At 66.7% G+C, this 12,854-nt stretch carries 15 protein-coding genes; 6 read left to right on the plus strand and 9 right to left on the minus strand.

The features are described 5' to 3' along the window. Nucleotides 1–9 precede the first annotated feature (9 nt). Entirely contained in the window at nt 10–699 is a 690-nt protein-coding gene (phoB, locus tag ACFW0H_RS18980; RefSeq protein WP_422915418.1) for a phosphate regulon transcriptional regulator PhoB, read from the minus strand. 328 nt (nt 700–1,027) lie between these two features. Between phoB and ACFW0H_RS18985 the strand changes: the two genes are divergently transcribed. Beyond that, entirely contained in the window at nt 1,028–1,414 is a 387-nt protein-coding gene (locus tag ACFW0H_RS18985) for a COG4315 family predicted lipoprotein (protein WP_422915419.1), read from the plus strand. Nucleotides 1,415–1,443: 29 nt separating this feature from the next. On the opposite strand, the gene ubiA is transcribed toward ACFW0H_RS18985, so the two are convergent. Next, on the minus strand, nt 1,444–2,334 hold the full coding sequence (gene ubiA / locus ACFW0H_RS18990; RefSeq protein ID WP_422915420.1) for a 4-hydroxybenzoate octaprenyltransferase: 891 nt from the start codon (nt 2,332–2,334) through the stop codon (nt 1,444–1,446). Between the two features lie 25 nt (nt 2,335–2,359). Beyond that, nucleotides 2,360–2,914, minus strand: coding sequence for a chorismate--pyruvate lyase family protein (locus ACFW0H_RS18995; RefSeq protein ID WP_422915421.1), 555 nt, complete (start codon nt 2,912–2,914; stop codon nt 2,360–2,362). 164 nt (nt 2,915–3,078) lie between these two features. Between ACFW0H_RS18995 and ACFW0H_RS19000 the strand changes: the two genes are divergently transcribed. From ACFW0H_RS19000 to ACFW0H_RS19020, 5 genes are all read left to right on the plus strand, one after another. Beyond that, entirely contained in the window at nt 3,079–3,246 is a 168-nt protein-coding gene (locus ACFW0H_RS19000) for a rubredoxin (RefSeq protein WP_422915422.1), read from the plus strand. 149 nt (nt 3,247–3,395) lie between these two features. Beyond that, complete coding sequence (locus tag ACFW0H_RS19005) at nt 3,396–3,563, plus strand: rubredoxin (RefSeq protein ID WP_016495403.1); 168 nt, start codon at nt 3,396–3,398, stop codon at nt 3,561–3,563. Between the two features lie 73 nt (nt 3,564–3,636). Beyond that, nucleotides 3,637–4,785 carry an NAD(P)/FAD-dependent oxidoreductase gene (locus ACFW0H_RS19010; protein ID WP_422915423.1) on the plus strand — a complete coding sequence of 383 codons (1,149 nt, stop codon included), beginning with the start codon at nt 3,637–3,639 and terminating at the stop codon, nt 4,783–4,785. Between the two features lie 188 nt (nt 4,786–4,973). Next, a complete protein-coding gene (locus tag ACFW0H_RS19015) occupies nt 4,974–5,246 on the plus strand; it encodes an HU family DNA-binding protein (RefSeq protein WP_016495401.1) in 273 nt (90 codons plus the stop codon). 136 nt (nt 5,247–5,382) lie between these two features. Further along, nucleotides 5,383–5,775, plus strand: a complete 393-nt coding sequence (locus ACFW0H_RS19020; protein WP_422915424.1) for a helicase — start codon at nt 5,383–5,385, stop codon at nt 5,773–5,775. 188 nt (nt 5,776–5,963) lie between these two features. On the opposite strand, the gene ACFW0H_RS19025 is transcribed toward ACFW0H_RS19020, so the two are convergent. The 6 genes from ACFW0H_RS19025 to exbB all read right to left on the minus strand — a co-directional run bounded on the left by ACFW0H_RS19025 (nt 5,964) and on the right by exbB (nt 12,709). After that, nucleotides 5,964–7,370, minus strand: coding sequence for an HDOD domain-containing protein (locus ACFW0H_RS19025; RefSeq protein ID WP_422915425.1), 1,407 nt, complete (start codon nt 7,368–7,370; stop codon nt 5,964–5,966). 90 nt (nt 7,371–7,460) lie between these two features. Beyond that, a complete protein-coding gene (gene recG, locus ACFW0H_RS19030) occupies nt 7,461–9,536 on the minus strand; it encodes an ATP-dependent DNA helicase RecG (protein WP_422915426.1) in 2,076 nt (691 codons plus the stop codon). Further along, on the minus strand, nt 9,533–10,471 hold the full coding sequence (locus ACFW0H_RS19035; RefSeq protein WP_422915427.1) for a hydrogen peroxide-inducible genes activator: 939 nt from the start codon (nt 10,469–10,471) through the stop codon (nt 9,533–9,535). Before ACFW0H_RS19035 ends, recG begins: the two co-directional genes overlap by 4 nt. 88 nt (nt 10,472–10,559) lie before the next feature. Continuing rightward, the gene (locus tag ACFW0H_RS19040) at nt 10,560–11,294 is read right to left on the minus strand and encodes an energy transducer TonB (RefSeq protein ID WP_422915428.1); all 735 of its coding nucleotides are present in this window, start codon (nt 11,292–11,294) and stop codon (nt 10,560–10,562) included. Next, nucleotides 11,291–11,716, minus strand: a complete 426-nt coding sequence (exbD, locus tag ACFW0H_RS19045) for a TonB system transport protein ExbD (protein WP_422915429.1) — start codon at nt 11,714–11,716, stop codon at nt 11,291–11,293. Before exbD ends, ACFW0H_RS19040 begins: the two co-directional genes overlap by 4 nt. 3 nt (nt 11,717–11,719) lie before the next feature. Then, the gene (gene exbB, locus ACFW0H_RS19050) at nt 11,720–12,709 is read right to left on the minus strand and encodes a tonB-system energizer ExbB (RefSeq protein ID WP_422915430.1); all 990 of its coding nucleotides are present in this window, start codon (nt 12,707–12,709) and stop codon (nt 11,720–11,722) included. Nucleotides 12,710–12,854 lie beyond the last annotated feature (145 nt).

The following is a 12,854-nucleotide window of genomic DNA, read 5'->3' on the forward strand; positions in this document are numbered from 1 at the left end:
AGGCCCGGTTCAGCTTTTGGTGGAGAAACGATAGCCGGTGCCGCGGACGGTCTGAACCAGATTTTCGTATACCTCGCCGAGGGCCTTGCGCAGGCGGCGGATGTGCACGTCGACGGTGCGCTCCTCGACGTAGACGTTGCCGCCCCAGACCTGGTCCAGCAGTTGGCCGCGGGTGTAGGCACGCTCCTGGTGAGTCATGAAGAACTGCAGCAGGCGATATTCGGTGGGGCCCATCTCGGCGGGTTTGCCGTCGATGGTCACGCGGTGGCTGATGGGGTCCAGCAGCAGGCCGCCGATGGCGATCGGCGCTTCGCTGTCGCTGGGGCCGGCACGGCGCAGCACGGCCTTGAGGCGGGCAACCAGCTCGCGCGGGGAGAAGGGCTTGGTGATGTAGTCGTCGGCACCGACCTCCAGGCCCTGGATCTTGTTGTCCTCTTCGCCCTTGGCGGTGAGCATGATGATCGGGATGTCGTTGGTCAGGTCGTCGCGCTTCAGGCGGCGGGCCAGTTCGATGCCGGAGGTGCCGGGCAGCATCCAGTCGAGGAGGATCAGATCGGGTTTGCGGTCGACGATGATGGCGTGGGCCTGCTGGGTGTTCTCGGCTTCCAGGCAGTCGTAGCCGGCCATCTCGAGGGCGACGGCGATCATCTCGCGGATCGGCGCTTCGTCGTCGACTATCAGGATGTTCTTGCCAACCATGTTCAAGCCTCAAAAAGGTCGCGTGTTTGTCTGATTGCGCCGCATTAGATAACGGAATTATTGCAGGGATGTGACATGCGGATGTTGGGGCTGCAGAGGTTTCGTCACGGGCTGCGTCTCAGCACTATCGGTCACGGAACTCCAAGGGACTGGCCTCGTCTATGCTCAATGAGGCCGCCGCCAATGTGGGACGGCCTGGAGCCTGGCACAGGGCGCCGTCGGCACCGATGGGCGTTCGTGGCTCCTTCCGTCCTGTACCGCTGTGACCTCAAGCCGTGATCCAGCTGCCGCCAGGCTGTCGCTGTTCATTCCGAGGAGAGGCTAGAAAATGAGAAGAATTTCCCCCCGATTCGTTCCGCTGCTTGCCGGTGCCTTGCTGAGCTGGCCCCTGCTGGGCCTGGCGGCCGAGCCGGCGATGGAGAAGAACGGCATGCTGGTGGATGCCAAGGGCATGACGCTCTACACCTACGACAAGGATGCCGACGGCAAGTCCGCCTGCAACGGCCAGTGCGCGCAGAACTGGCCGCCGCTGATGGCCGAGGCCGGGGCCAAGGCAGAAGGCGAATGGAGTGTGGTCAAGCGCGACGACGGCTCCATGCAGTGGGCCTATGACAAGAAGCCGCTGTACACCTTCGTCATGGACAAGAAGGCCGGTGATGTGACCGGCGATGGCAAGATGGGGGTCTGGCACGTAGCCAAGCCGGAAGCCTACTAGCCGCGTCGAAACCTGCGCGCTGCGCGGGCTCAGCGCAGCGCGTAGTCGGCGGCGATGCCGAGCAGGATCGCCAGGCCGGCCCAGTGGTTGTGCAGAAAAGCCTTGAAGCAGGCCTGCGGGTCGCGCGTGCGCGTGCTGTGGTACTCCCAGGCGAAGCAGGCGGCCGCGACCACCAGGCCCAGGTGGAAATACAGTCCGAGTTCGAAACGATTGCCCGCCAGCAGCAGGCAGAGCAGCGCCGAGCCCTGGAGGATGGCGATGATCAGGCGGTCGGCGTCGCCGAAGAGAATGGCAGTGGATTTCACCCCGATCTTCAGGTCGTCCTCACGGTCGGTCATGGCGTAGTAGGTGTCGTAGGCCACCGTCCACAGCAGGTTGGCGATGTACAGCAGCCAGGTCGCCGCCGGCAGTTCGCCGGTCTCGGCGGTGAAGGCCATGGGCATGCCCCAGGAGAAGGCCGCCCCCAGTACCACTTGCGGGTAGTAGGTGTAGCGCTTCATGAAGGGATAGCAGGCGGCCAGCGCCAGGCCGCCGAATGACAGCCAGATGGTCGTGGCGTTGGTGAACAGCACCAGGACGAAGCTGATGGCCACCAGCACGGCGAAGAATACCAGCGCCTCGCGCGGCGTGATCCGGCCGCTGGCCAGGGGCCGGGCGCGGGTGCGGCTGACGTGGCCGTCGACGTTGCGGTCGGCGTAGTCATTGATCACGCAACCGGCGGCGCGCATCAGGTTCACGCCGAGGATGAAGATCACCAGGTTGGCCAGGCTGGGGCTGCCTTCTCCGGCGATCCACAGGGCCCAGAGCGTGGGCCAGAGCAGCAGGTAGATGCCGATGGGCTTGTCCAGCCGGGTCAATTGGATGAAGTCCATGGCGCGGGGATGCAGGCGATTCAGCGATTGCAGCAGCGTGAGGTACATCGGCAGCTCTCCTTGGGAGCGCGGATTATACGGCCTCGACGCCGGCCTCGCGCCACAGCGCGGGCAGGAAGATCTCCGCCACCAGCACGCCCAGTTCCCCCCGGGAGAAACAGGAACGGCGGCCCCAGAGGCGTTCCTCGCGCACCGCTGCCGGCAGCAGGGGCGCGGGATAGCGAGTGGCTTCGATGGCGCCGCGGTCGAAGGCGCGATCGCTGAACAGCAGCTCGCCGAGTGAGCGGCTGCCGAGCTGGTGCAGATCCAGCCCCGAGCCTTCCAGGGCTGCACGTGCGGCCACGCTGCGGGCGAATACCCAGATCTCGCCGTGGCCGCGCAGATAGACTTCGCGCACCCAGCCCTGGCTGCCGGCGGGCATGCCGAGGGCGCTGCACTCGTCAGCGCGCAGCGTCTGCCAGCCTTCCTCCAGCGGGGTGACGCTAAAGGCGTTGTCCGAAAGGGCGGTGAGCCGGCGGGTCAGGGAGCCCTGGTCGAACAGCCAGTCGCGGACGCCGGCGGCAGGAGCGGGATGAAGCTGGGCGGCGGTCAGCCAGCGGGGCGGATGGGCAAGGGCAGCGTGGGGCACGGGCGGGGCTTGGGCGGTGGGAGACGGCGCAGATTAGCACGGTCGGTGCCGGTCGGCTGCCTCTTGCCCCTTGGCGGGATAAACCAGTACAAACGTCCCTGAAGTAACCGGAACGTCCACAAGAGGCGTCGGTTCGAGAACGCCAGATCGTGGAGAGTTGAGTGATGAAGAAGTGGCAATGCGTGGTGTGTGGCCTGGTCTATGACGAGTCCCAGGGTTGGCCGGACGAGGGCATCGCCGCCGGCACACGCTGGGAAGATGTCCCGCAAGACTGGCTCTGCCCCGACTGCGGCGTGGGCAAGCTGGATTTCGAGATGATCGAGATCAACTGATCCCCGCACTGAATAAGCCGGCCTGGGGCCGGCTTATTTGTGCCCGAAATAAGAGCCTATCCTCTGTCTGGACGGGGCCGGAGGCCCTTGGCGGCCGTCGGTCGATTGGAGTAGGTTCAATACGGATTTCCGCTCTGGCGGAGGTGGTCATGCGCAAGTGGCAATGCATTGTCTGCGGTTTTATCTACGACGAGGCCCAAGGGCTGCCCGAGGAGGGCATTGCGCCCGGCACGCGTTGGGAAGACATCCCGCCGGATTGGGTATGTCCCGACTGCGGGGTCGGCAAGATCGATTTCGAGATGATCGAGATCGCCTGATCCATCCGCCATCCAACCCCATTCAAGCGACGGCCCATGGGCCGTCGCGTCGTTTCCCGAGCAGGAGTGAGCAATGAGTGCACCCGTGGTGATAGTCGGCACCGGCCTGGCCGGTTACAACCTGGCCAAGGAGTTTCGCAAGCTGGACAGTGAAACCCCGCTGCTGCTGATCAGCGCCGACGATGGCCGCTCCTACTCCAAGCCCATGCTGTCCACCGGTTTCGGCAAGAACAAGGACGCCGACGGCCTGGCCATGGCCGAAGCCGGCGCCATGGCCGAGCAGCTCAAGGCGGAAATCCGCACCCACACCCGCATCACCGGCATCGACCCGGGGCACAAGCGCCTGTGGATAGGCGAGGAAGCCGTGTCCTATCGCGACCTGGTGCTGGCCTGGGGCGCCGATACCATCCGCGTACCGGTGGACGGCGACGCCCAGGAGGCGATCTTCCCGATCAACGACCTGGAGGACTACGCGCGCTTTCGCAGTGCCGCCGCCGGCAAGCGTCGCGTACTGATCCTCGGTGCCGGCCTGATTGGCTGCGAATTCGCCAACGACCTCAGCCTGGGTGGCCTGGAAGTCGCGCTGGTGGCGCCCTGCGAGCAAGTCATGCCAGGGCTGCTGCATCCGGCTGCCGCGGCCGCCGTGCAGGCCGGCCTGGAAAGCCTGGGGGCGCGCTTCCACCTGGGCCCGGTGCTGGTGCGCCTGGACCGTGGCGAAGACGGCCTGGAAGCGCAGCTCTCCGATGGCACGCGCATCCATTGCGATCTGGTGGTATCCGCCGTGGGCCTGCGTCCGCGTACCGAACTGGCCACGGCCGCGGGCCTGACGGTGAATCGCGGTGTGGCGGTGGACCGCCAGCTGCGCACGTCCCACGCCAACATCTACGCCGTGGGCGACTGCGCCGAGGTGGATGGCCTCAACCTGCTCTACGTGATGCCGCTGATGGCCTGCGCCCGTGCCCTGGCGCAGACCCTGGCGGGTAATCCCACCCCGGTGGCCTATGGCGCCATGCCGGTGACCGTGAAAACCCCGGTCTGCCCGCTGGTGGTGTCGCCACCGCCGCGGGGCCTGGACGGCAACTGGACGGTGGAAGGTTCCGGCAGTGACATCAAGGTGCTGTGCCGCGACGCCGCCGGCCGCCTGCTCGGCTATGCCCTGACGGGGGCTGCGGTGCAGGAGAAGCTGGCGCTGAACCGTGAACTGCCGCCACTTCTGGCGTAAATGCCGGCCCTTCTGTCGGATTAATCCTTCGGTTCCTTCGGAAATACTTCCGACGACGCTGGCGTAGTGCCAATCGGCGTGCCATCCTCCCTCTGGTCTGCCGCAGCGCAGAGCCGTTGCGGCGCCTTGGGCGCTGTTCTGGAAGAACAGCACGGACACAAAAACAACAAACCGTCAAAGAGGCATCTATGCGTAAACCGGAACTCGCCGCCGCCATCGCCGAGAAAGCCGATCTCACCAAGGATCAGGCCAATCGCGTACTCAATGCGGTGCTCGAAGAAATCACCAATGCGCTGAACCGCAAGGACAGCGTGACCCTGGTGGGCTTCGGCACCTTCCTGCAACGTCATCGTGGTGCCCGTACCGGGAAGAACCCGCAGACGGGCCAGCCGGTAAAGATCAAGGCCAGCAACACCGTTGCCTTCAAACCGGGCAAATCTCTGAAAGAAGCCGTGAACTGAGCTTCTTCTGCCCGGAACCGGGGAGGTTCCGGGCAGTACACCCTGCCTATCGCCGTCCCCACTTTTGGCTGGCTGTAGTCCGGCCGGCAAACCGCTACAATGCGCCGCTTTCTCTCACCTTCGAGGCCGTGCGCGCATGAAATTCCGCTTTCTTCTCTGGATGCTGGGTCGCCTGATGGCCAAGGCCAGCCGTGACAACGCCGAGTTCCAGAAGCAACTGGCGGGCAAGGACCTGGTGTTTCAGTTGCACACCCTGGACGGCAAGATCGCCCGTCACTTCATCGTCAGGGACCAGCGCGTGGTCAGCAAACGTGGCGCGGCCAGTGCGCCGGCCTTCGCCATCGGCTTCAAGGATGGCGCCTACGGCTTCGCCACCATGAGCGCGAAGAACAAGCAGCTGGCCTTCATGCAGGGCATCCAGAACAAGGACATCCAGATCCAGGGCAATCCGGCGCTGGTGATCTGGTTCCAGGGCCTGACCAAGCACCTGGTGCCGAAGAAGAAGGCCACCGAGAAGAAGGCGGCCTGAGGGACGCGAGCGATTTCAATCGCGAATGAACGCTCCACCGGAGGTGGTTTCAGCCGTAGGGTGGACCACGCTTTACCGGTCCACCATTCGAGGCCCGGCATCGCGCCGTTGGTGGATGGAGAAGCGTCATCCACCCTACAGATCCAATGAAAAGGGGCGCCTTGGCGCCCCTTTTTCATGCCTGTCGATCAGTGCAGCGCGTTGAACTGCAAGGCCAGCTCGCGCAGCGCCGCTTCGGCCTGCAGCACCTTGTTCACCGCGTCTTCCGCCTTCTCGCGGGCCAGGCCAAGGGCCTCGAAGAGGTCATCTGGAATCGCCACTTCCGGGCCGGAGCCGATGCCGCGGTTGCGCAGCAGGCTTACCGCCAGGCACACCAGATTGGGGTAGGCGGCGTTGTCGCCCTGGTAGTCGGGGTCGTGCTGGAAGCGCAGGGCGGTGTAGAGCTCTTCCGGCATGTCCCAGAAACGCATCAGCCAGCTGCCGATCTGCTCGCGGGTGATGCCCAGCAGGTGTTGCTCGATGTAGCTGTGGGACAGGTGCGGGTTGACCTCCAGGTGCCGGCAGATCAGCGAGAAATGCGGCGGGAAGACATGGGCCAGCACCAGGTAGCCGAAGTTGTGCAGCAGGCCGGCGAGGTAGGTCAGGCCGGTCTCGGGGCGCTGGGCGCGCGGCATGGCGCGGGTCAGGCCCTCGATCACGGCGGCGGTGTAGATCGCCTGCTGCCAGTAGGGCGTGGCCTGCTGTGGCTGGTCCTTGGGCAGGCTCAGGGACTTGCCCAGGGCAAGGCCGAGGGCGAGGTTGATCACCAGGTCGAAGCCCAGGACGCGGACGATGGCGTCTTCCACCGAGCGGATCTTGCCGGGCGCGGCGTAGTAGGGCGAGGCGGCCCAGCTCACCACCTGGGCGGCCAGGGCGGGGTCGGTTTCCACCACCCCGGTGATGTCTTCCACCGTGGCGTTGGGGTCGACCCGCAGCTTGATGATCTTCTGCGCCGACTCGGCCAGCGGCGGGATCTCGATGGTCTCTTCCAGGCGCTGCTGGATGCGCCGCGCGGTGAAGGCCTGGACGGCCTGGGTGATTTCGGCGCGGTCGTCGGCCGGGCGATCGAGGTTGGGGCGGATGGTCGACAGCGGCTCGCCGAAGCGTGCGGCGCTGGCCTTGCCCAGCAGGCCGCGGTAGTCCTCGCTGGCCAGTTCCAGCAGCACGCCGGGCTGGCCGGATTCCACCAGCAGGTGCGGCTCCTGCAGCAAGCGTTCGTCGTACAGGCAGGGCGAGCTGGTCAGCGGCGGCAGGCCGGGCAGGGCGCCCAGTGCGTGCTTGCCGAGCATGCGTTCCAGGCGTTCCGGCTTGACCGCCACCAGTTTGCGGCCGGTGAGTTCGGCGAGGCGGTTCAGGCCCAGCAACTGGCTGCGCGGGTAAAGCACCAGCAGGGCGCCGACCGCGTCCTCCAGCAGCACAGCCTGGACCCGCTGTGCGGCCGGCAGGCCTGGATGCTCCAGACAGACCTGGAACGCCAGCCCGAGCTTCTCGAGCAGCTGCACTATCACTTCAGGCGGTTGTGGCGAGGAATCCGGGGCGAGGGCGACATCGGTCATGGCAGCTTCCAGCTTGGAGTTTTTCTGCCCGGAGTATAACGAGCAGGTCGAAGGGGTTTACCACGAGGCGACGGTTGAGCGTGAATCCCATCACACTTGGCCGTACTGCTGGCCGTGGCGCAACCAGCGCTCCAGCAGCGGGCTGACGTGCTGCGGCCAATGGGCCAGCAGGGCCTGGGCGGCATCACGGACGGCAGGCAGCAGGTCCGCGTCGCGCATCAGGTCGGCCACCTTGAACTGCAGCAGGCCGGTCTGTCGGGTGCCGAGCATTTCGCCGGGGCCGCGCAATTCCAGGTCCTTCTCGGCGATGACGAAGCCGTCGCAGGTTTCGCGCATGATGGCCAGGCGCTCGCGGCCGAGTTGCGACAGCGGGGCGTGGTAGAGCAGCACGCAGTGGCTGGCGGCGCTGCCCCGGCCGACGCGGCCGCGTAGCTGGTGCAATTGGGCCAGGCCCAGGCGTTCGGGATTCTCGATGATCATCAGGCTGGCATTGGGCACGTCCACGCCGACTTCGATCACGGTGGTGGCGACCAGCAATTGCAAGGCGCCTGCCTTGAACTCCGCCATGACCGCGGCTTTCTCGGCGGGCTTCATACGCCCGTGGATCAGGCCCACGCGCAATTCGCCGAGGGCCGAGCAGAGCTCCTCGAAGGTGGTTTCCGCCGCCTGGCAGGTCAGCTCCTCGGATTCCTCGATCAGCGTGCACACCCAGTAGGCCTGGCGGCCCTCGTGGCAGGCGGCGCGGACCCGCTCTATCACTTCGATGCGGCGGCTGTCGGCCACCAGCACGGTGTTCACCGGGGTCCGGCCGGGGGGCAGCTCGTCGAGAATGGAAGTGTCCAGGTCGGCGTAGGCGCTCATGGCGAGCGTCCGAGGGATCGGCGTGGCGGTCATGATCAGCTGGTGCGGGCAGAGCCGGCCGTCCACACCCTTCTGGCGCAGGGCCAGGCGCTGCTGGACGCCGAAGCGGTGCTGCTCGTCGATGATCACCAGGGCGAGGCGCTTGAAGCGCACCTCGTCCTGGAACAGCGCATGGGTGCCGACCACCATGGGCACGCCGCCTGCGATCTGCTCCAGGGCGGCGGCGCGGGCCTTGCCCTTGAGCTTGCCGGCGAGCCAGGCAACCTCGATGCCCAGCGGTTGCAGCCACTTGCTGAAGTTGAGGTAGTGCTGCTCGGCGAGGATTTCCGTGGGCGCCATCAGCGCCACCTGATAGCCGGCCTCCAGGGCCTGGAGCGCGGCGAGGGCGGCGACCACTGTCTTGCCGGCGCCGACATCGCCCTGCACCAGGCGCAGCATGGGTTCCTGCTGGGCCAGGTCGTAGGCGATCTCGGCGCCGACCCGCTGCTGGGCGCCGGTGGGCTTGAAACCGAGGTTGGCGAGGTACTGCTTCGGCAGCTTGCTCGCCGGCGGCAGTTGCGGCGCCTGCTGGGCGCGCACCTGCTCGCGCACGCGTTGCAGCGACAGCTGGTGGGTCAGCAGTTCCTCGAAGGCCAGGCGTTGCTGTGCCCAGTGCTGGCCTTCGGCGAGCTCTTCCAGGTCGGCGTCCGGCGGGGGCCGGTGCAGGTAGCGGATGGCTTCGTCGAGGGAGCCCAGGTGGTAGTCGCGGGCCAGCTCCTTCGGTAGCCAGTCCGGCAGGCTGTGAGGGCCGAGGCGCGCCAGGGCGAGCTGGCTGAGACTGCGCAGGCGCTGCTGGGTGAGGCCTTCGGTGGTCGGGTAGATGGGCGTCAGGGTCTGCTCAACGGGTGGTGGCTCGTCGCCACTGAGGGAGCGGTATTCCGGGTGGTAGATCTCGAGCCCCGTGGCGCCGGGGCGGACTTCGCCATAGCAGCGCAGCTGGCTACCGCGCTTGAGGCCGTCCTTCTGCGCCTGGCTGAAGTGGAAGAAGCGCAGGCTGAGGGTGCCGGTGCCATCCTGCAGGCGCACCAGCAGGCTGCGGCGGCGGCCCATGACCACATCGGCGCCGGCGACCAGGCCTTCCACCACCGCGTCTCCACCGGGGCGCAGTTCGCCGATCGGGGTGATGCGGGTGCGGTCCTGGTAGCGGGTGGGCAGGTGGAAGAGGATGTCCTGGAGGTTCTCCAGGCCGACCTTGGCGAGCTTCTCCGCCAGGGCGGCGCCCACGCCCTTGAGCGCGGTGACCGGGACTTGCGCCAGCTCGGTCATGCCGGCTGCGGTTCGCCCTGGGTTTGCGGGTGGGCCACCGAGCAGAGGCGGATGGAATCCGCCAGCACTTCGATGGCGCGAGGACGCGGGAAGCTGGCACGCCAGGCGATGGCCACGGTGCGATACGGCACGGGGGGCGTCAGCGGGCGGATCTCGATCACCCCGGGGGCGTAATGGTGGCTGTCCACCGCGGAGAAGGGCAGGATCGACACGCCGAGGCCGGAGGCGACCATGTGGCGGATGGTTTCCAGGGAGCTGGACTCCACCGTGGTGTGCTTGGCGCTGTCTTCGCCGCCCTTGCGCAGGCTGGGGCAGGCTTCCAGGACCTGGTCGCGGAAGCAGTGGCCTTCGCCCAGCAGCAGCAGGCTCTTGTCGTTGAGCATCTCGCTGTCGATGGTCTCGCGCTCGGTCCACGGGTGGTCGGTGGGCAGCAGCACGTAGAAGGGCTCGTCATAGAGCGGCTTGGTCAGCACGTCGGCTTCGGCGAAGGGCAGCGCGATGATGATCGCGTCGAGTTCGCCGGTGCGCAATTTGTCGCGCAGGACGTGGGTGAAGTTCTCTTCGATGTACAGCGGCATCTGCGGGGCGACCCGGTGCAGCTGGGGGATCAGGTGCGGGAAGAGGTAGGGCCCCACGGTGTAGATGGCACCCACCTTGAGCGGCGCGGCCAGCTGGTTCTTGCCTGCCTGGGCCATCTCGCGGATGCCCTGGGCCTGTTCCAACACCTTTTGCGCCTGGGTGACTATGCCTTCGCCGACCGGGGTCAGGCGGACCGCGCTCTTGCTGCGCTCGAAGATGAGCACGCCGAGCTCGTCCTCCAGTTTCTTCACCCCGACCGACAGGGTCGGCTGGCTCACGTGGCAGCGCTCGGCGGCACGGCCGAAATGCTGTTCCTGGGCGAGGGTGACGATGTAGCGCAGTTCGGTGAGGGTCATAGCAATTTTCCATTGAGGTCCGGCAAGCATAGCGGCTGCAGTCAATGGAACCAAGCGCCTGCGCCGGGGCGGCGCAGGCGCTTGGGGATCAGCGGCGGTCCAGCGAGTAGACGAAGGGCGCGACCACTTCCAGGGAGCCGTTGTTCAGCAGCTCCGGCGGGGGCGGCGGCAGCGGCTGGGCGCGGCGGATCATCTCCAGGGTGGCGCGATCCAGCGAGGCGCTGCCGGATTTGCCCACCAGCGAGTAGGAGATCACCTTGCCTTCGCCATCGACCACGAAGCGCAAGCGGTTGACCCCTTCGAAGCCGCGCCGGCGGGCGTCTTCCGGGTAGCGCTTGTAGCGCGCGAGGTGGGCGAGCAGCTTGCTCTGCCAGGTCGGCTTGGCGTCCGAGGGCGCGCTGGAGGTGGCCTGCTGCTGGGCGGCGGACTTGGCATCGCTCGGTGCGGCGGTCGGCGCGGCGACGCTTTCCTTCACGCTTTCGGTTTCCCGCGGCTTTTCAGGCTTCGGCTCGGGCGGCTTGGGCTTGGGCGGCTGGGGTTTGGGTTTCGGCTTGGGTGCGATGGCGATCTTCGGCTTGGGGGCTTCCACCAGCTTGGGCAGCGGCTCGGGTTCGGGCTCGACCTGTGGCGGGGGCGGCGGCGCCGGCTTGGGCGCCGGGGCCGGCAGCGGCTCCAGCTCCACCAGCATGGCCGCGGGCGGCAGCTCGATCGGCTCGGCGTGGGGGCGCCAGTAGAGCGCCCAGAGGCCGAGGCCGACGTGCAGGCCGAGCACCACGACCAGGCTGACGCCCCATTGCGACAGCTTGCGTTTGCCTTGGCTCATTTGGCGCCGACCGTCTCGAGTCCGACCAGGCCGATCTTCAGGTAGCCGGCAGCGCGCAGGGCGTCCATGACTTCCATCAGGCGGCCGTACTCCACCACCTTGTCGCCACGGACGAAGATGGTCTTTTCCTTGTCGGCGTTGGTCAGCTTGTCCAGCACGCCGCCCAGTTGCTCCTCGGTGACCTGGTCGTTGTCCAGGTACAGGCTCTTGTCTTCCTTGATGCTCAGGTAGATCGGCTTGTCCGGCCTGGGTGCGGGCTTGGCGGTGGAAGCGGGCAGGTCGACCTTGATGTCGACCGTGGCCAGGGGCGCCGCGACCATGAAGATGATCAGCAGCACCAGCATCACGTCGATGAAGGGAGTGACGTTGATCTCGTGGGTTTCCTGGAGATCGTCGCCACCTTCGTTCAGATGGATTCCCATGGCTCAGCCCACTTTCGCCATTTGCGGAGACTGGCCACGGTCGGCCGTGTGATGGTCGAGGTCGCGGCTGACCAGCAGCAGGACCTGAGCCGACGCGTCGGCCACCTGGGCCTTGTAGCCGGCGATGGAGCGGGCGAAGACGTTGTAGATGACCACAGCCGGGATCGCCGCGACCAGGCCCAGGGCGGTTGCCAGCAGGGCCTCGGCGATGCCGGGGGCGACCACGGCGAGGTTGGTGGTCTGGGATTTGGCGATGCCGATGAAGCTGTTCATGATGCCCCAGACGGTGCCGAACAGACCGACGAAGGGCGCGGTGGAACCGATGGTGGCGAGTACGCCGGTGCCCTGGCTCATCTGCCGGCCGCTGGCGGCCACCAGGCGCTCGAGGCGGAAGCTGACGCGCTCCTTGATGCCTTCCTTCTCGCGGAGATTGGTGGAGAGCTTCAGCTCTTCCTGGGCGTCCTGCACCAGCAGGCGGGAGACGCAGGCCACGTTGTTCACCTTGTCACCGGCCTCGTTCAGGCTGCGCGAGCCCTTGAGGGTCGCCAGCTCGCGGCGCAGGCGGCGCTTGGCACCCAGCAGCTCGAAGCCCTTGGCGATCCACACGGTCCAGGTCAGGACTGAGGCCAGGGCCAGGCCGATCATCACGGCCTTCACCACGATGTCGGCGTTCTGGTACATGCCCCAGGGCGACAGGTCGTGGGCCAGCATCTGCTCGCCTTCCTGCTCGGCGGCCAGCGGGTCGGTGGGCAGGGCGTTCGGGTCCTGGGCGGCTGGTGCGGCAGTGCCGTCGGCGGCAGCCGGCGCGATGGCATTGTTGCCTGCCTGGGCCGGAGTGGCGGCCTGGGTGGCGGCGGCCGGAGCAGCCTGGGCAGCCGGCTCTTCGGCGAAGGACGCGCTAGGCGCCAGCATCAGGCTGATCAGCAGGGCTGCCAGCAGGCGTGGCGGGCGGGATGCGATGTTGGGCTGGGCGTTGCGGGCGTTAGGATTCATGCTGGCCGGACCTGAAGGAAAGGAAGCGGTTTCGTCCATCGGCGCCGGAGCGTCGGCCTGGACCGAAGGATGAGCATTATTGCAATTAATTCTTGTTTGTAAAAGTGACACTGTTGCTCGTGCATTGTCATCCGATAACGGGCAC

Source organism: Metapseudomonas cellulosilytica, assembly GCF_049334135.1.
Taxonomy (GTDB): domain Bacteria; phylum Pseudomonadota; class Gammaproteobacteria; order Pseudomonadales; family Pseudomonadaceae; genus Metapseudomonas.

What these genes read in the sequence shown, in the direction of transcription:
- phoB (WP_422915418.1), bottom strand. Translation starts at nt 699, where the DNA reads ATGGTTGGCAAGAACATCCTGATAGTCGACGACGAAGCGCCGATCCGC.
- ACFW0H_RS18985 (WP_422915419.1), top strand. Translation starts at nt 1,028, where the DNA reads ATGAGAAGAATTTCCCCCCGATTCGTTCCGCTGCTTGCCGGTGCCTTG.
- ubiA (WP_422915420.1), bottom strand. Translation starts at nt 2,334, where the DNA reads ATGTACCTCACGCTGCTGCAATCGCTGAATCGCCTGCATCCCCGCGCC.
- ACFW0H_RS19000 (WP_422915422.1), top strand. Translation starts at nt 3,079, where the DNA reads ATGAAGAAGTGGCAATGCGTGGTGTGTGGCCTGGTCTATGACGAGTCC.
- ACFW0H_RS19005 (WP_016495403.1), top strand. Translation starts at nt 3,396, where the DNA reads ATGCGCAAGTGGCAATGCATTGTCTGCGGTTTTATCTACGACGAGGCC.
- ACFW0H_RS19010 (WP_422915423.1), top strand. Translation starts at nt 3,637, where the DNA reads ATGAGTGCACCCGTGGTGATAGTCGGCACCGGCCTGGCCGGTTACAAC.
- ACFW0H_RS19015 (WP_016495401.1), top strand. Translation starts at nt 4,974, where the DNA reads ATGCGTAAACCGGAACTCGCCGCCGCCATCGCCGAGAAAGCCGATCTC.
- ACFW0H_RS19020 (WP_422915424.1), top strand. Translation starts at nt 5,383, where the DNA reads ATGAAATTCCGCTTTCTTCTCTGGATGCTGGGTCGCCTGATGGCCAAG.
- ACFW0H_RS19025 (WP_422915425.1), bottom strand. Translation starts at nt 7,370, where the DNA reads ATGACCGATGTCGCCCTCGCCCCGGATTCCTCGCCACAACCGCCTGAA.
- recG (WP_422915426.1), bottom strand. Translation starts at nt 9,536, where the DNA reads ATGACCGAGCTGGCGCAAGTCCCGGTCACCGCGCTCAAGGGCGTGGGC.
- ACFW0H_RS19035 (WP_422915427.1), bottom strand. Translation starts at nt 10,471, where the DNA reads ATGACCCTCACCGAACTGCGCTACATCGTCACCCTCGCCCAGGAACAG.
- ACFW0H_RS19040 (WP_422915428.1), bottom strand. Translation starts at nt 11,294, where the DNA reads ATGAGCCAAGGCAAACGCAAGCTGTCGCAATGGGGCGTCAGCCTGGTC.
- exbD (WP_422915429.1), bottom strand. Translation starts at nt 11,716, where the DNA reads ATGGGAATCCATCTGAACGAAGGTGGCGACGATCTCCAGGAAACCCAC.
- exbB (WP_422915430.1), bottom strand. Translation starts at nt 12,709, where the DNA reads ATGAATCCTAACGCCCGCAACGCCCAGCCCAACATCGCATCCCGCCCG.